Annotated in this window: 16 protein-coding genes and 2 pseudogenes; 11 read left to right on the top strand and 7 right to left on the bottom strand. The window is 72.1% G+C overall.

Going from position 1 to position 14,906, the window contains the following annotated elements; translation table 11 throughout:
* Positions 1-59: 59 nt before the first annotated feature.
* Positions 60-461, bottom strand: coding sequence for a ChaB family protein (locus tag ACLQ24_RS12020; protein WP_425891218.1), 402 nt, complete (start codon positions 459-461; stop codon positions 60-62).
* Between the two features lie 179 nt (positions 462-640).
* Between ACLQ24_RS12020 and ACLQ24_RS12015 the strand changes: the two genes are divergently transcribed.
* The 5 genes from ACLQ24_RS12015 to ACLQ24_RS11995 all read left to right on the top strand — a co-directional run bounded on the left by ACLQ24_RS12015 (position 641) and on the right by ACLQ24_RS11995 (position 3,473).
* Positions 641-1,627, top strand: a complete 987-nt coding sequence (locus ACLQ24_RS12015) for a YihY/virulence factor BrkB family protein (RefSeq protein WP_425891216.1) — start codon at positions 641-643, stop codon at positions 1,625-1,627.
* A gap of 91 nt (positions 1,628-1,718) precedes the next feature.
* The gene (locus tag ACLQ24_RS12010) at positions 1,719-2,135 is read left to right on the top strand and encodes a DUF2795 domain-containing protein (RefSeq protein WP_354860120.1); all 417 of its coding nucleotides are present in this window, start codon (positions 1,719-1,721) and stop codon (positions 2,133-2,135) included.
* 46 nt (positions 2,136-2,181) lie between these two features.
* Positions 2,182-2,643 (top strand): SRPBCC family protein, encoded by a 462-nt coding sequence (locus tag ACLQ24_RS12005; protein WP_421475731.1) that lies wholly within the window; start codon positions 2,182-2,184, stop codon positions 2,641-2,643.
* Between the two features lie 106 nt (positions 2,644-2,749).
* Positions 2,750-3,001 carry a hypothetical protein gene (locus ACLQ24_RS12000; protein ID WP_425891214.1) on the top strand — a complete coding sequence of 84 codons (252 nt, stop codon included), beginning with the start codon at positions 2,750-2,752 and terminating at the stop codon, positions 2,999-3,001.
* Between the two features lie 262 nt (positions 3,002-3,263).
* Positions 3,264-3,473 carry a hypothetical protein gene (locus tag ACLQ24_RS11995; RefSeq protein ID WP_393223320.1) on the top strand — a complete coding sequence of 70 codons (210 nt, stop codon included), beginning with the start codon at positions 3,264-3,266 and terminating at the stop codon, positions 3,471-3,473.
* Here the strand turns inward: ACLQ24_RS11995 and ACLQ24_RS11990 are convergent.
* Entirely contained in the window at positions 3,470-3,925 is a 456-nt protein-coding gene (locus ACLQ24_RS11990; RefSeq protein ID WP_425891213.1) for a hypothetical protein, read from the bottom strand. The genes ACLQ24_RS11995 and ACLQ24_RS11990 overlap by 4 nt on opposite strands.
* A gap of 161 nt (positions 3,926-4,086) precedes the next feature.
* On the opposite strand from ACLQ24_RS11990, the gene ACLQ24_RS11985 reads away from it, so the two are divergent.
* Entirely contained in the window at positions 4,087-4,440 is a 354-nt protein-coding gene (locus ACLQ24_RS11985) for a DUF6401 family natural product biosynthesis protein (RefSeq protein ID WP_425891211.1), read from the top strand.
* Positions 4,441-4,510: 70 nt separating this feature from the next.
* Here ACLQ24_RS11985 and ACLQ24_RS11980 read toward each other — a convergent pair whose 3' ends face one another.
* Positions 4,511-5,320, bottom strand: coding sequence for a mechanosensitive ion channel family protein (locus ACLQ24_RS11980; protein ID WP_425891210.1), 810 nt, complete (start codon positions 5,318-5,320; stop codon positions 4,511-4,513).
* Positions 5,321-5,516: 196 nt separating this feature from the next.
* Between ACLQ24_RS11980 and ACLQ24_RS11975 the strand changes: the two genes are divergently transcribed.
* The 3 genes from ACLQ24_RS11975 (at position 5,517) to ACLQ24_RS11965 (ending at position 9,792) form a co-directional block, all read left to right on the top strand.
* A complete protein-coding gene (locus tag ACLQ24_RS11975; protein ID WP_425891209.1) occupies positions 5,517-7,652 on the top strand; it encodes a SpoIIE family protein phosphatase in 2,136 nt (711 codons plus the stop codon).
* A gap of 62 nt (positions 7,653-7,714) precedes the next feature.
* On the top strand, positions 7,715-8,392 hold the full coding sequence (locus ACLQ24_RS11970; RefSeq protein ID WP_425891207.1) for an HAD family hydrolase: 678 nt from the start codon (positions 7,715-7,717) through the stop codon (positions 8,390-8,392).
* 107 nt (positions 8,393-8,499) lie between these two features.
* Entirely contained in the window at positions 8,500-9,792 is a 1,293-nt protein-coding gene (locus ACLQ24_RS11965) for a cation:proton antiporter (RefSeq protein WP_425891205.1), read from the top strand.
* Between the two features lie 18 nt (positions 9,793-9,810).
* Here the strand turns inward: ACLQ24_RS11965 and ACLQ24_RS11960 are convergent.
* Together ACLQ24_RS11960 and ACLQ24_RS11955 are read right to left on the bottom strand one after the other, a co-directional pair.
* Positions 9,811-10,415: pseudogene (locus tag ACLQ24_RS11960) on the bottom strand (NAD(P)-binding protein).
* A gap of 135 nt (positions 10,416-10,550) precedes the next feature.
* The gene (locus tag ACLQ24_RS11955) at positions 10,551-12,383 is read right to left on the bottom strand and encodes a glycoside hydrolase family 15 protein (protein WP_425891268.1); all 1,833 of its coding nucleotides are present in this window, start codon (positions 12,381-12,383) and stop codon (positions 10,551-10,553) included.
* Between the two features lie 121 nt (positions 12,384-12,504).
* On the opposite strand from ACLQ24_RS11955, the gene ACLQ24_RS11950 reads away from it, so the two are divergent.
* Positions 12,505-13,095, top strand: coding sequence for a general stress protein (locus ACLQ24_RS11950; RefSeq protein WP_425891203.1), 591 nt, complete (start codon positions 12,505-12,507; stop codon positions 13,093-13,095).
* A gap of 45 nt (positions 13,096-13,140) precedes the next feature.
* Here the strand turns inward: ACLQ24_RS11950 and ACLQ24_RS11945 are convergent, their stop codons facing one another.
* Together ACLQ24_RS11945 and ACLQ24_RS11940 are read right to left on the bottom strand one after the other, a co-directional pair.
* Positions 13,141-13,728, bottom strand: a complete 588-nt coding sequence (locus tag ACLQ24_RS11945) for a DUF1684 domain-containing protein (protein WP_425891201.1) — start codon at positions 13,726-13,728, stop codon at positions 13,141-13,143.
* A 116-nt stretch (positions 13,729-13,844) separates the two neighbouring features.
* Positions 13,845-13,898: pseudogene (locus ACLQ24_RS11940) on the bottom strand (hypothetical protein); the annotation flags it as partial.
* Between the two features lie 454 nt (positions 13,899-14,352).
* Here ACLQ24_RS11940 and ACLQ24_RS11935 point away from each other — a divergent pair.
* Positions 14,353-14,706, top strand: coding sequence for a VOC family protein (locus ACLQ24_RS11935; protein ID WP_425891200.1), 354 nt, complete (start codon positions 14,353-14,355; stop codon positions 14,704-14,706).
* Positions 14,707-14,906: the final 200 nt, after the last annotated feature.

Here is a 14,906-nt window from a genome sequence, read left to right as displayed (position 1 = left end):
GAGCGGGACGGGGCGGGCGCAGAGGTCGCGCGTCCGCCCCGTACCGCGCTGCGCGTGGGTCAATCGCCGCGGGCCTCGCGGGTCGCCCGGTCGTTGGCCTTCTCGATGGCCGTGACCAGCTCCGGCTTGGTCATGCTCGACCGGCCCGGTACGTCCAGCTTGCGGGCCACCGACATCAGGTGGTCCTTGCTGGCGTTGGCGTCCACCCCACCGGCGGTGGGTGCGCGCCGCTCCGGGCCGCCGCCGGCGGCCTGGCGGTCGCTCGGGCCCTTGCGGCCCTTGGGCTCCCAGTGGTCGCCCACCTTCTCGAACTGGTGCTTCACCGCCGCGAAGGCGGTGCGGTGCGACCGCTCGCCCTCGCCGTAGGTCTCCACCGCCGAGTCGTGTGTCTTCTCCCAGGTGCGCTGCGCCTTGTCTGGAGAGCGTCGCAGCGTGCTGGGCATGTCCTCGCGCCCGGGCATCTCGTCCTCCTGGAGTGTCGACAGGGTCCAGGTGACCCTTCCCCCCGGCGGGCGGCGGCAAACCCTAGCGGCGTCGGCGGGTCACCGGGCGGGTTTGTCGATTTCCCGCTCCGGGTACCGGCCGGACCAGGCCCGACCGGACGACCGGTCATCCGGTGGCCGGGGCACAGGGAGCGGGCATGACGACCACGGAGCCCGGTACGACGCTCGGCGGCGGACAGGGCGCGCGGGTGCCCCGCCGGGTCCGGCAACTGAGCTGGCGCACGTGGCGCGGGGTGCTGGTCCGCAGCGTCCAGAACTTCGTCAACGACAACTGCTCGGACTGGGCTGCCGCGCTGACCTACTACGGCGTGCTGGCTCTCTTTCCGTCCGCCATCGTGGTGGTGGCCCTGGTCGGCCTGGTGTCGTCGGGCGAGCAGACCCTGGACACGGTGGTCGACCTGGCCAAGCAGGTGGGCGCCGGGTCGGTGGTGGCCGACGAGGACGGTGGCGTGATCGGGGTGATCCGCTCGGTGGTGGTCCAGCAGAGCAACGCGAAGGTGCTGCTGAGCTTCGGTCTGCTCGGCGCGCTCTGGTCGGCGTCGGGTTTCATCGGGGCGTTCACCCGCGCCTCCAACGCCATCTACGGGGTGCCCGAGGGGCGGCCGGTCTGGAAGCTGCGGCCGTTGCAGATCGGCCTGGCGGCGGTGACGCTGGTGCTGCTCGCGGTGGTCGCCCTCGCCCTGATCGTCAGCGGCCCGGTCACCGACGCGGTCGGCGACCTGATAAGCGCAGGTGGGCTGGCGCGCACGGTGTGGAGCGTGGCGAAGTGGCCGGTGCTCGCACTGGTGATGATGGTGCTGCTGTCGCTGCTGTTCTGGATCGCCCCGAACGTGCGCCAGCCACGGTTCCGCTGGCTGACCCCCGGCGGCGCGGTGGCCCTGGTCTCCTGGGCAGTGGTGTCCTTCGGTTTCGGCTTCTACGTGGCCAACTTCGCCTCCTACAAGACGACCTACGGCAGCCTGGGCGCGGCCATCGCGTTCCTGGTCTGGCTCTACCTGTCGAACAGCGCCCTGATGCTCGGCGTGCAGATCAACGCCGAGGTGCAGCGCGGCCGGCAGTTGCAGGCGGGCGAGAAGGACCTGAAGGAGCCGGTGCTGCCACCACGCAGGGCAGCCGAGGACTGACGGCCGGTTGTCCGCCCGGATGTCCGGCCCGAGGGCCGGTTCGTGACCCGGTGCCGGTTTACCCGGCGGGGTGCCGGGTAGCGCAGAAGGCATGGAGCGTGGCAACAGCAAGCACGGACCGAGGATCGATGAGCAGATGAGCCAGGAGGTCAGCGGCCTCGTCCAGGGGCCGGGGACCGGTGGCTCTCGGGTCGACGAGTCCCGGGTGCCGGAGCCGGCCGGCGAGGACCAGCCGGAGACCACCACGGCACCGGCGGGCGACCTGCGCACCGGCACCCCGCAGGGGATGAGTTCCACCGACGTCGAGCAGCGCAGCCGGCTCGGCCGGTTCATCTCGATGAGCGCGCTGCCCGGCGACCGACTGGTGCTCATCGCCAGCGCCCGGGAGAACGAGGCGCCCGACGACATCGTGGCGGCGTTGGAACGGCTTCCCGAGGGCACCGAGTACCAGACGGTCTCCGAGGTGTGGGCCGCGCTCGGGAACAAGAACGAGACAACCCGCTGGTAGGGATCACCCCCGATCCGACACCAGCGGCCGAAGGAGGATCAACACGATGAGTGGCGTTACCGAACACGTCGAAGTCTCCGTACCCGTACGCACCGCGTACGACCAGTGGACGCAGTTCGAGGAGTTCCCGCAGTTCATGGAGGGTGTGCAGGAGGTCCGGCAGCTCTCCGAGACGATGACCCACTGGACGGTGGACATCGCCGGCGTGAAGCGCGAGTTCGACGCCGAGATCACCGAGCAGTTGCCCGACGAGCGGGTCGCGTGGCGCTCCACCGGCGGCACCCAGCAGGCCGGTGTGGTGACCTTCCACCGCCTGGACGAGAGCAAGACCCGGGTCACCCTCCAGCTCGAGTTCGAGCCGCACGGCGTGGTCGAGCAGGCCGGCGACAAGCTCGGCATCGTCGACCGGCGGGCCAAGGGCGACCTGGAACGGTTCAAGACGTTCATCGAGCGACGCGGTCAGGAGACCGGCGCGTGGCGGGGCACGGTGGACCGCCCGCAGCCGTGATCCTGAGCACCGACCGACGATGGCCGCCGGGGTTTCCCGGCGGCCATCGTTGTCTCTCGGGTCGGGTACCCGTTTGCGATCATCGCGCCCGGGTACCGCTGTTGTCATGACGGACGACAGGGTGTGGCGGGACGAGGAACGGCTTCCGCTGGAGGAACTCGAACGCGCCGTGGCGGGCTCCAGCATCGACGGGCAGGCCGACGACGTGACCGGTAACGACGCCGGCGAGGAGGCCGCCTTCGGGCACGGGCCGGCGGCGGCCGACCGCGGCGGTGAGGCCGGAGGGCGGGAGCCGACCGACCCCGAGCGTGCCTACCGTCCGTCGACGACCGGTCGGACCGGCCCGGACAACGGGTAGTCCTCGCCGGGCGGACCGGTCCGCCGGCGTCCCCGGTCGGTCGGCGGGCACCCAGCTCGTAGAGCACGATCAGCGCCAGCGCGAGCACCACCAGAGCCGGGCCGAGCACCTGCACCGACACCTTGCTGATCAGCACGCCGGTGAGGGCTGCCCGCCCGCCGCGACAAGAAGTGGTGTCCGGACGGTCGAGAAAGCGGACAGCTCAGCCAGAATCGGCCGATCGGGGGACGGCAAACGGGCTCGCTCGCGTAAGAATTTCGGGATGCATCAAGGCTCCGGAATCCTCTCCACGCGTCAGCGCCGCCTCGCCTGGCTCGGCTTCCTGCTCGCCGCGCTGCAGGCGCCCGTGTCGGCCCGGCTCGTCTCCGACGACTCGTGGCTGTTCAGCGTCTGCGTCGCGCTGATGGTGGCCACCGTGATCATTGCCGACGACGCGGCCCGTCGCCGGCCCGCCAACGCCACCGGCGACTAGCCAGCCCTCTCGCCGGCCGGCCGGGCCTCGTGCCCCGGCCGGCCCCGGGTACGGCGGCGCTCCTTCATCTCCGCCTCGTAGAGATGCCGCCGCCCGCCCACCAACTCGTCGCGGGCCTGCTGGTCCAGCTCGCGGAACAGCGCGTGGTAGCCGTCGTCGAAGTCCTCGACGATCTGGAACGTCCAGCGGCCGGCGATCACGTTGCGGCCCAGCAGCTCGGTGTCGATCCGCTCGGCGATCCGGTGCTGCCCGGCGGCGCGGAACTTCTCCACCGCGTCGTCGAGCATCAGGTCGGCGTGCCCGATGAGCTGGTGCAGCGAGTACAGGTGCCCTCGGGCCCGTTCCACGCACTCCAACGCCTCGCTGAGCTTGCCCAGCGCGGCGACCGTCTCGTCGCTGACCCCCGCCGGCCGGCGGTGCTGCTCGTCCGGCCCGTCCGCCCGCTGCCCCATCCGTGCTCCCGTGCTCTGTGCCACCCTGCGTCGTCGGGTACCTGGTGCCCCGTCTGTGCCGGATCAACCCTCGCGGCCAGCCCCGACTCGTCCGGTGGCACACCGCACAAGCGCCGAGCGGCCGAGGCCGGTCGCTCACCGGTCGGTTAGCCTCGGTCACCATGCGTGTGCCGTTCACCCGGGTCGCCTCCCGGACCGCCGTCGAGTCGGCGCAGTCCACCCTGGCCGCCCTCACCGTCGCCGTCGGCACCGCCGGCCTCGCCGCCGCCGCCGCGCGCCCCGGTCTCCTGGCGCTGGTCGACCAGCACGCCGCCGCCGTACGCGACAGCCTCGACGGGGACCGACAGCCGTTGACCGCCGCGGCGCTCGCCGGCTACGCCGAGGGGGTACGCGCCGCTGCCCTGGAGCACGGGTGGACGCCGCCACGGGGCCCGGTGGACTGGAGCGCGCCGGAGTGGCCGCTCGCCCGACTGGTCGCCGTCTGCGCGCTGGCCCGCTCGCTCGATCGTTCCTGACCCTCGTACGGACGAGGGAAGGACGCCCACACGCTGCGTGGACGCCCTCCCCTCGCACGATCACGCCCCGCTACGTGCGGTACTGCTGGGTTTCGTCGACCCGGGGCATGGCCTGGGTCCGGTCGCCGCCACGGTCGGCCATCTGCCGCTCCATGTCGCCGCGTCCGGCCGAGGTGGCCCGCCGATGCTCCTGCACCGCCCGGGCTTCCTGGGCGGCCCGGTCGAGCCAGCCGTCCCAGCGCTGCTGCATCGGCTTCACCAGGCCACCGCCGACGCCGACGATCAGGATGCCGGCGACCGTGGCGAGCACCGCGATCAGCACCGGAGTGGTGACCGTGGTGGCGATACCCACCTGGTTCAGCGCGGCGATCACGCCGAGCGCGATGATGAAGATCGCCGTCAGGTCGGCCAGGACCTTGCCGTACGAGAGCCCGCCCAGCGCCCCGGTGACCAGATCGCGGGCGGCGTTGGCGATCGCCGCCGCGATCACCACGATGACGATCGCGATGAACGCACGCGGCAGCCAGGACACCACGCCGCTGATCAGGTCACTGATCGCGTTGGGCCCCCAGACTCCGAAGGCGAACTGCAGGGTGAACAGCAGGACGGCGTAGTACGCCAACCTGGCCAGGATGTCGCTGGCGTCGTACTTCGTTCTCTCGAGTGCCCGTTTGATGCCTCCGCGTTCGACCGCTTCGTCGAAGTGCACCCGTTCCAGCACCGCATCCACGATCTTGAGGACCGCTCTGGCGATGAGCCAGCCGACCACGAGGATGACGATGAAGGCCACTGCCTTCGGGATGAAGAGCAGCACCGACCTCCAGGTGTCGGCGATGGCATCGCCGATGTCGGCCTGCCGAACCGCGAGGGTTTTCAGCATGATGTCCCTCCTGTCGCATGGACTGCGACGGGCGCATACCCGGCCACCGGTGCAGCAGTCCGCGCGGCTCACTGCTTTTTCCGACAATTCGACAAACAGGGGCCCTGATCTGCCCGAACAGCCACCACGCGGGGGCGGGCCGCGACCCGCGCACATGATCGGATGCGGCTGAGCGACGGCCGGCTAGGCTGCGAACATGCCAGGAACGGTCGGGCGAGTCCCCACGCCAGCAATTCCGGTCCCCGGCGCATCCACCGGGCCCGGTGCGGCAGCCGTGCTCACCCACGACTGGTCCGCCACCGCGCTCGGCCCGCGCGACGGGTGGGCTCCGGCGGTCCGGGCCGTGGTCGAGCTTATCCTCGCCTCGCCGATGCCGATGGCGCTCGCGTACGGCGACGATCTGGTTCTGCTCTACAACGACGGCTACGCCGAGCTGCTGGGGAGCAAGCACCCGGGCGCCCTCGGCCGACCGGCCGCCGAGGTCCACGCCGAGGTCTGGGCGCTGCCCGGCTTCGGTGACGTGATCGAGCGCGCCTACCGCCACGGTGTGCCGTTCCTGGAGAAGGAGTCGACGCTCCCCCTGGGCGGGGGGAGTTCCGGCGTGGTCGAGCAGGTGGTCTTCACGCGGGGTCACTCGGCCGTACGCGACAGCGCCGGGCAGATCGTCGGAATCCTGACGGTGGCCGCCGAAACCACCCACGTCACCGAGCAGTTGCAGAGTCTCAGCGAGGTGGCCGCCGCGCTGGCCGGCACCCTCACCCTCGACGATGTGGCCCGGGTCGCGCTGCGCCACACCATCACCATGTTCGACGCCGACCGGGTCGCTTTCGTGGTCGACGAGGGTGGCGGCGGCTGGCGGATGGTGCGCCGGGTCCGCGGCGAGCTGATGGACGAGGCCGACGAGCGGCTGCCTCCGCTGTGGCGGCGGGCGCCGGACGACTGGGCGGGTCCGGTCGCGCTGGCGGCCCGGTCGGGCGAGGCCCTGTTCATCCGCGACGGGCAACCGCTGCGCGAGACCGCCGTGGACCGCCACGATCAGAAGATCCGCTCGATGGCCACGCTTCCGCTGGGCACGTCGGTCATCCGGGGCGGGTTGACGGTCGGCTACCAGGTCGCGCACACCTGGTCGGCCGCCGAGCGGGCACTGCTGGCCGCCTCGGCGGAGCTGATCGGCCAGGCCGCAGAGCGGGCCCGGCGGTTCGAGACCCAGCACGGCACCGCCCAGTTGCTGCAACGCAGCATGCTGCCCGAACACCTGCCCGACCTGCCCCGGCTGCGGATCGCGGCCCGCTACGACCCGGGGGTGGACGGCAACGCGGCCGGCGGCGACTTCTACGACGCGTTCCGGCTGCCCACCGGCGCGCTCGGCGTGGTGCTGGGCGACGTCGCCGGGCACGACGTGCAGGCCGCGGCGCGGATGGGGCAGGTGCGGGCGGCGCTGCGGGCGCTGGCCCTGGCCGATCCGGCGCCGGACGCGGTGCTGGCCGGTCTGGACCGGCTGGTGACCAGCCTCGGCGCGGAGGCCGGCACCCACGAGCTGTTCGTGACCGTGGCGTTCGGGGTCATCGACGCCGAGCGGCGGGAGCTGACCCTGGCCAGCGCCGGTCACCCCGCTCCGCTGATCCGCCGCTGCGCCCCGGACGGCCGTTCGCACGCCGAGTACGTGGACCTGTCGGCCGGTCCCCCGCTGGGGCTGGGCGGGCGGCCGACCACCGTCACCGTCGCGTTCCCGCCCGGCGACACCCTGCTGCTGTTCAGCGACGGTGTGGTGGAGCGGCGGAGGCAGAGCTTGAGCGCCGGACTGGACGCCCTCGGCGATGCCGTGGCCAAGGCCGGCACCAGCGACCCCCGTGCCCTCTGCGCGGTGGCGACGGCGGCGGTGTCCGGCGGTACCGAGGACGACGTGGCGGTGCTGGCGGTCGAGCACGCGCTCAAGCCGAGCCGGTCGGCGGCGATGGAGATGCCGGCGGAGCCGACCGCGCCGAGCCGGGTCCGGCACTGGATGACCGGTCAGCTCACCGAGTGGCAGGTGTCCGAGTCGGTGATCGGGGCGGCGGTGCTGTGCACCAGCGAACTGACGACCAACGCGTTGCTGCACGCCGGCACGGCCGCCCGCGTGGAGATCGACCTGAGCCCCGAGCGCCTGCTGGTCTCGGTCGCCGACTCCGGCACCCGAGGCACCGTGACCCGGACCCGTACCGACACGTTGAGCAGTCGCGGGCGCGGGCTGGGCCTTATCGAGGAGCTGAGCGACGCCTGGGGCACCGACCCGTCGGTGCGCGGCTCGACGGTCTGGTTCGAGATCCTCGTTCCGCCGGCCGAGCCCCGCTGAGTCGTTCCCACCCGCGCGGTCGGGACGAGTCAGCCTACCGCCGAACGGGTAGGAGTGCGTCCATGGCCAACGAACAACCCCAAGGGGTGCTCTTCGACGTCGACGGAACCCTGGTCGACACCACCTACCTGCACACGGTGAGTTGGTGGGAGGCGCTGCGCCAGACCGACCGGCCGGTGCCGATGGCGACGGTGCACCGCTCGATCGGCATGGGCTCGGACAAGCTGCTGGATCACCTGCTCGGTCCCGAGCGGGACCGCGACGACGATCCGAAGCTGCGCGAGGCGCACGACACCCTGTACACCGAGTACTGGGAACGGCTGACGCCGCTGCCTCGGGCGGCGGACCTGCTGCGCGCCTGCGCCGAGCGGGGGTTGCGGGTGGTGCTCGCCACCTCCGCCGCCGAGCACGAGGTCGGCGCGCTGCGCCGGGCCCTGAACGCCGACGATGTGGTGGACACCGTCACCTCCTCGGCGGACGCGCAGGAGAGCAAGCCCGCGCCGGACATCCTCGAGGCAGCGTTGGAGCAGTCCGGCCTGGCCGCCGAGCGGGTCGTCTTCGTCGGCGACTCGGTCTGGGACGTCGCCGCGGCCGGCAAGCTCGACATTCCGTGCGTCGGCTTGACCTGCGGCGGCACCAGCCGCGGCGAGCTCGCCGGTGCCGGCGCGGTGGCGGTGTACGACGACCCGGCCGCCCTGCTGGCCGAGCTGGCGGATTCCCCCCTCACCCGGCCGAGGTGAGACCCACTCCGGTTCGCGGGGGCGGACGCGCATAGCCGCGAGTCTTCCGGGGCATGGTCTGTGGCCACCTCCCCGCACCGCGCGGGTGCGGCGAGAGGGTGGTGTTCGTGGAGCCGGTAGACGTGGCGTTCGCGCTGGTGGGACTGGGCGCGCTGCTCGCGGGCATCCTGCCCCGCGTGCTGGAGCGCCGCCCGCTGTCCATGCCGATCACGTTCCTCGCCCTCGGCATGCTGGTCTTCCTCCTGCCGGTCGGGCTGCCGACACCGGACCCGCTGGCGCACCCGGAGCTGACCACCCACCTCACCGAGATCGGCGTGATCGTCGCCCTGATGGGCGCGGGGTTGAAGATCGACCGGCCGTTGAGCTGGACCCGGTGGTCCTCCACCTGGCGACTGCTGGCCATCGCGATGCCGCTGTGCATCGCGGCCGTGGCGCTGCTCGGCTGGTGGTGGGCCGGCCTGGTTCCGGCCGCGGCGCTGCTGCTGGCCGCCGCGCTGGCGCCGACCGACCCGGTGCTCGCCGCCGAGGTGCAGGTCGGCGAGCCGACCGACGTGGAGGACTCCGAGGACGAGGTCCGCTTCGCCCTGACCTCGGAGGCGGGCCTCAACGACGGGCTGGCGTTCCCATTCGTCTACGCGGCCATCGCCATCGCCTCGACCAGCCTCGCCCCGCGCGCCTGGCTCGCCGAGTGGTTCACCGTCGACGTGCTCTGGAAGGTGGGCGTCGGCGTGGGCGGCGGCCTGCTCATCGGCTGGCTGCTCGGCAAGCTGTTCTTCCGGGCGCCCACCGAGTTGCGGCTGGCCCGGCACGCCGAGGGCTTCCTGGCCCTGGCGGCCACCTTCCTCGCGTACGGGCTGGTGGAGGTGGTCGGCGGGTACGGCTTCCTGGCGGTGTTCGTGGCCGCGCGGGCCATCCGGGCCGCCGAGCGGACCCACGAGTTCCACTCGGTGCTGCACGACTTCGCCGAGCAGGTCGAGCGGTTGCTCACCCTGGTGCTGTTGCTGCTGCTCGGCGGCGCGATCGTGGGCGGCCTGCTCGCCCCGCTGACCTGGTCGGCGGCGGCCGTCGGGCTGGCGCTGGTCTTCCTGATCCGGCCGGCCGTCGGCTGGTTGTCGCTGCGCGGCGCGCCCGGTCGGCCGGCGGAGCACTGGGTGATCTCGCTATTCGGCATCCGCGGCGTGGGTTCGTTCTACTACCTGGCGTACGCCACCACGAAGGGGAACTTCCCGCAGGCGGCGTTGCTGTGGGCCACCGTCGGGCTGGTGGTGCTCGTGTCCGTGGTGGTGCACGGCGTGGCGGCGACCCCGGTCATGCAGTTGCTGGACCGCGAGGGCGAGCGGACCGCGGACCCGTCTGAGCGGGAGTCAGCACGGCCGGTCGCCGCCGCCGGGCACTCCTGAGCGCGTCGCCGGGACGGGTCAGCCGAGGCGGGCGGCGAGGGCGCGACCGAGGTCCCGGCCGGAGCGCCACGCGCTCTGCACGCGGGGTTTGCCGAACGCGTCGCCGGCCAGGCCGATCCCGTCGGCGTCGAGGTGGTGGGTGTCGGCGGTGCGCTCGCCGGTCGGCTTGGCGTACGTCCAGCGGTGCACGTGCACGTGGGCGGCCTCCTCAGGCAGACCGAGCAGGTCCCGCACGGCCTGCTCGATCGCCGGCCCGGCGCCGCTGGGCTGGGCCAGGTGGCCGGCGGCGAACTGCGGCACGGTGTGCGCGACCAGCACCGGCGCGTCGTCGCCCCGCCGGTCGCCGTCATCGCAGACCAGGGTGAGCACCGCATGGTCGTTGACGAACGCGCCGTGGAACGTCGGCCACCGTCGGGACGCCAGTCGTCGACCACCGCGGCGAAGTCCGGGTCGCTGGCGGTGAAGTACGCGGCGCCGATGTCGGCGGGGCTGCCGTCGAAGCGTTTGCTGGCCATCCGGCCGCCGCTGACGTGCCCGCGTTCGCGTACCTGCACCGGCACCCCGGCGCGCGTCAGCTCCACCGCGCACGCCACCCCGGCGATGCCCGCCCCGACCACCAGCACGCCCGACCGGTCCACGCTCATCCGATGATCGTAGGGGCATGCACCGGCGGCGATCGACGAACTCAGGCCGAGACGGGTCGCGGCCAGTAGGCTGGGACCGAGCGGGCGTCGTCCGCCCCGCACGTGGCGGTGTGTTCAGCGCGACGCCGGCGTGAAGTAGCCGGGCGGCATGCCGAGGCTACCCAGCTCCGGGTTCTGCTCGACGTCACTGAGCACACCGACGGCGTTGATCAGACCGATGTGCGAGAACGCCTGGGGAAAGTTGCCCAACTGTTCCCCGGTCCACGGGTCGATCTGTTCGGCGAACAGTCCCAGGTCGTTGAACCGCCCGAGCAGCGTGTCGAACAACTCGTGCGCCCGGTCCCGCTCACCGGCCAGCGCCAGGCAGCACACCAGCCAGAACGAGCAGATGAGGAATCCCGCCGGGTCGCCGTCCCAGCGTCGCAGCAGGCCGTCGTGCGACAGCGTGCCCTCCACCGCGCGGATCGTCGAAAGCATCCGCGGGTCGCTGGCCGGCACGAACCCCACCAGCGGCATCAACAGCACCGACGCGTCCAGGTCCTCGGATTCGAAACTCCCGGTGTACGCCCCGAGCCGCTCACTCCACCCCCGTTCCAGCACCGCCGCGCGGACCTCGTCGCGGGCGGCCGCCCAGCGGGCCACGTCCTGCGGCCCACCTATCCGTGCGCCGAAGCGGACCGCGCGGTCCAGCGCCGTCCAGCAGTGCACCTTCGAGGACACGTGCTGGCGTTCGATCCCGCGCTCCTCCCACATCCCCGCGTCCGGCAGCGCCCAGTCCCGAGCCGCATTGTCGGCGAGAGAACGCAGCAGGTGATAGACGTCGGTCTCCATCGTGTCCAGCCGGTCACGCATCAGCCAGGCCGCGTCCATCGCTTCGCCGTAGATGTCGGTCTGCCGCTGCCGCCACGCGTCGTTGCCGATCATGACCGGCGAGCTGCCGCGGTAGCCGGCGAGATGGTCGAGGCGGTGCTCGGTGAGGTCCCGCTCCCCCAGTACCCCGTACATGATGGGCACCGGCTCGTCGCCGATCCGGCCCATCGCCCGCCCCAGCCAGGCTAACTGCCGCTGCATTTCGTCAGGACAGGCCGTCAGCCACAGCGCCCGCAGGGTCAGGCTGAAGTCGCGCACCCACACGTAGCGGTAGTCGTAGTTCCGGTCCCCGCCGAGCTCCTCCGGCAGCGAGGTGGTCACTGCGGCCACCACCGCGCCGCTGGGCCGGTACGTCATGCCCTGCACCACCAGCGCGCTGCGCCGCACGTGCTCGGCGTAGATCCCGTGGTACTCGTGCTGCCGGACCCAGGAGCGCCACCCCTCGGCCGTGTCGGCGATGGTCTGGTCGGCTTCGGGCACCTGCGGTCGGGGCGAGTCGTAGGTCGGCGCGTACCCGAGGGTGAAGTTGTTCATTGTGCCGGCGCGGACGGTGAACGTCGCGGCGGCCTCGCCGTCGCCGCAGGTCAGCTTCACGCTCCCGACGAGGGCGAGCCGGCTGGCCCCGCCGACCGCCTCCAGGGCGCCGTCCCGCTCAATGAGGAACGGCGTGGTACGGCCGTACTCGAAGCGGGGTCGGTAGTGCACGCGCATCGGCACCTCGCCGGAGAGGCCCCGCACGCTGCGGACCATCACCTGCGGCGAGCGATAACCGATGTCGTGGTCGCGCGCGCCCGGTTCCAGGGCGAGCGCGTCGGTCAACTCCACCTCGCCCTGCGCGGTCCGAAAGACGGTTCGCAGCACGAGGGTGTCATCGAGGTAGCGGCGTTCGACGGTGAAATCGTCGGTTTCCGGCCGGATCGACCAGTGGCCGGCGTCGTCGCCGAGCAGGCGCGCGAACACCGACGGCGCGTCGAACCGACCCGGGCACCACCAGTTCACCGACCCCGCGCGATCCACCAGCGCCGCAGTACGGCCATCGGCTAGGAAACCATGATCGCTGATCGTTGCGGTCTGCACCCGACTGTCTACCCAGGCCGGGCCGGCGCATGCCTCGCCCGAGACCCGGCACCCACCGGCGCGCCAGGCGTTACCCCCCGGCACTGGCGGGAACGCGGTCGGCTGACGAGGGAGGATGCTCATGACCTCAGCTTCGGGGCCGACCGCCGCATGGCGGCCCGGCGCATCAAGTGGCGATGTGCTCCCGTCCGGACCGGCAGGCCACCTGTCGGCGCCGGCCGGGGACGGGCACGGGCCGGAGAGCGGCCCACCCACCGTGACGATCGGCTCGTATCCGGACTATCCGTCGGCGCAGAAGGTGGTCGACTACCTGGCCGACAACCGCTTCCCGGTGGAGCACTCCGCCATCGTCGGCACGAACCTGACGCTGGTGGAGACCGTGCTCGGTCGGATGACGACCGGCCGCGCCGCCCTGCTCGGCGCCGGCACCGGCGCCTGGTTCGGCCTCTTCATCGGCCTGCTGTTCGGGATCTTCACCGTCGGCAACTGGCTGGCGGTGATCCTGGTCGGGCTGGTCATCGGCGCGATCTGGGGTGCCGTGTTCGGCGCGGTGGCGCACGCCATGACCGGCGGGCAGCGGGACTTCACCTCGGCCAGCTCACTCCGCGCGGGCCAGTACGCGGTGACTGTCGACGCGCAGCTCGCCGACCAGGCGAGGCAGCTCCTGGGCCGCATGCAGATGGGCGGTTCACGGCCGGCGAACACCCGCTGAGCCACCGGCACGACCGGCCGTCCCGGCAGTCGGCCGGGGCGGCCGTCAGTCGTGGTACGCCAGTTCGCCAGCGCGGAGCGGCACCTCGACCCGGTTCTCCGCCGGCGCGAGGGGGCACGCCCAGCGGTCGTCGTACGCGCAGCTCGGGTTGTAGAGGTAGTTCGCGTCCAGCCGGACCCGGTCACCGGGCAGCAGCTCGACGCCCCGGCCGAAGGTCCCCTTCACCGTGTCGGTGAGGTATCGACCCCCGCCGTACGTCTCCGGCCCGCAGGTGCCGTCGCGCAGCGGCACGAACAGCCCGCCCCCGTACGCCTCGATCCACCAGAGCGTGAGCGGCCCCCACGGCGTCTCGGCCACCGCGACCCGCCGGTAGTTCACGACCTCGTCCGGGCCGCCGGTGTCGATGCTCAGCTCGCCGCTGGCCGGCCGCAGGGGCGCCTCGACGACGGCCTCCGGGTTGGGCGGGAAGTACCGCACGCCACGGAAGTCAGGCCGCTCCTCGGGCGGGATCGGGCTCTGCGGGTGGGTGGCGAAGAGGTCGTCCCGACCGGCGCGGAAGCCGGCCAGGTCGACGTCGGACAGGTACAGCCGGGCCACCCGCTCGCGCCAGTCGGCCAACTCAAGATCCTGCACACCACCGAGCCTAGGCCGCCGCCGTCGGCGATCTCACCGCTGCGGCCAGTTGCGCAACAGGCATCAAGGGCGTCCAGGGTACGGGCCCACGAGTCGTCCGTCGGGCGCGGCGTGTGGCGGAAGCCGCCGGTGCGCCCCAGGCTGACGAAGCCGTGGAAGGTGCTGTGCATCATCCACCTGCTCGCTCTACGTGCGGGGCAAGAGGGGCGCCGGACGGCGGATCGACGAGACCATCACCCTGACCGAGAAGAGCGACCGCACCACGGGCCACCTGGCCGCGTTCCTGCGCCGGGTCACCGAGTAACTGCCGGTCGGTGGCCAGGCGGGCGGCCGCCCCGGCCGCCCCGGCCTCGCGGCCTCGCGGCCTCGCGGGTCTGATCGGTCGGGCAGCACGGCCACCGTGGATGGTCAGGTTCATCCCTGCCGAGCTCCCCACGATTGGGCCGGCGTCGAGCTGCCCCATGTAGGTGTGCGCCCTGTCGAGCTGCCCCAGATCTGGGCCGACCGTCGACTCGCATAGCGCGGTCGACGCAGCCTGCCCCATTTCTGGGGCAGCTCGACAGGGCCGAACCAGAGGAGGTCCCACCCGAGATTGGTACGGGAGCGCCGCGGTCGGTCCAGCTTGTGGAGATCGCTATCGACGCGCTCGACATCGCGGCGGTCCGGCCGTTCTGGAAGGCCGTCCTGGGCTACGCGGACGAGGCGGGAGCGGACGGTCCCGAGGATCCGATTGTGGACCCGGTGGGGCAGGGTCCGGCGATGTGGTTTCAGCAGATGGACCGGCCACGCCCGGACCGGAATCGCATCCACCTCGACATCTGCGTCCCACACGACGAGGCACCACGGCGGATCGAAGCCGCGCTGACGGTCGGTGGCCGACTCGTGTCCGCGTCCCACGCCCCCGCCTTCTGGGTTCTCGCCGACATCGAGGGCAACGAGGCCTGCGTGACGACCTGGCAGGGCCGAGACGGCTCGTAGATCGGGCTGACCGCTCGGTCAAAGGTCGCGACCATCGGCGTCAACATTCGTGGTCACGTCACTAGTGCTGCTCCGCGTTAATTCGTGGAGGGGTGTTGATTAGGCTGGCTGGTCGTCGAGGTAGAGGTAGCAGGCGCAGTCGAGGCAGTCCTCGGGGCTGCCGAAGGGTTGTCCGGTGGGCAGGATGTTGTCCTGGTAGG

Source organism: Micromonospora sp. DT4, assembly GCF_049841675.1.
Classification (GTDB): domain Bacteria; phylum Actinomycetota; class Actinomycetes; order Mycobacteriales; family Micromonosporaceae; genus Micromonospora.
This window is presented reverse-complemented; position numbering and strand designations above follow the sequence as displayed.

Coding starts and splice junctions, on each gene's coding strand:
- ACLQ24_RS11990 (WP_425891213.1), bottom strand. CDS start 3,925: ATGGGGCAGCGGGCGGACGGGCCGGACGAGCAGCACCGCCGGCCGGCG.
- ACLQ24_RS11985 (WP_425891211.1), top strand. CDS start 4,087: ATGCGTGTGCCGTTCACCCGGGTCGCCTCCCGGACCGCCGTCGAGTCG.
- ACLQ24_RS12020 (WP_425891218.1), bottom strand. CDS start 461: ATGCCCGGGCGCGAGGACATGCCCAGCACGCTGCGACGCTCTCCAGAC.
- ACLQ24_RS12015 (WP_425891216.1), top strand. CDS start 641: ATGACGACCACGGAGCCCGGTACGACGCTCGGCGGCGGACAGGGCGCG.
- ACLQ24_RS11980 (WP_425891210.1), bottom strand. CDS start 5,320: ATGCTGAAAACCCTCGCGGTTCGGCAGGCCGACATCGGCGATGCCATC.
- ACLQ24_RS12010 (WP_354860120.1), top strand. CDS start 1,719: ATGGAGCGTGGCAACAGCAAGCACGGACCGAGGATCGATGAGCAGATG.
- ACLQ24_RS12005 (WP_421475731.1), top strand. CDS start 2,182: ATGAGTGGCGTTACCGAACACGTCGAAGTCTCCGTACCCGTACGCACC.
- ACLQ24_RS11970 (WP_425891207.1), top strand. CDS start 7,715: ATGGCCAACGAACAACCCCAAGGGGTGCTCTTCGACGTCGACGGAACC.
- ACLQ24_RS11995 (WP_393223320.1), top strand. CDS start 3,264: ATGCATCAAGGCTCCGGAATCCTCTCCACGCGTCAGCGCCGCCTCGCC.
- ACLQ24_RS11950 (WP_425891203.1), top strand. CDS start 12,505: ATGACCTCAGCTTCGGGGCCGACCGCCGCATGGCGGCCCGGCGCATCA.
- ACLQ24_RS12000 (WP_425891214.1), top strand. CDS start 2,750: ATGACGGACGACAGGGTGTGGCGGGACGAGGAACGGCTTCCGCTGGAG.
- ACLQ24_RS11975 (WP_425891209.1), top strand. CDS start 5,517: ATGCCAGGAACGGTCGGGCGAGTCCCCACGCCAGCAATTCCGGTCCCC.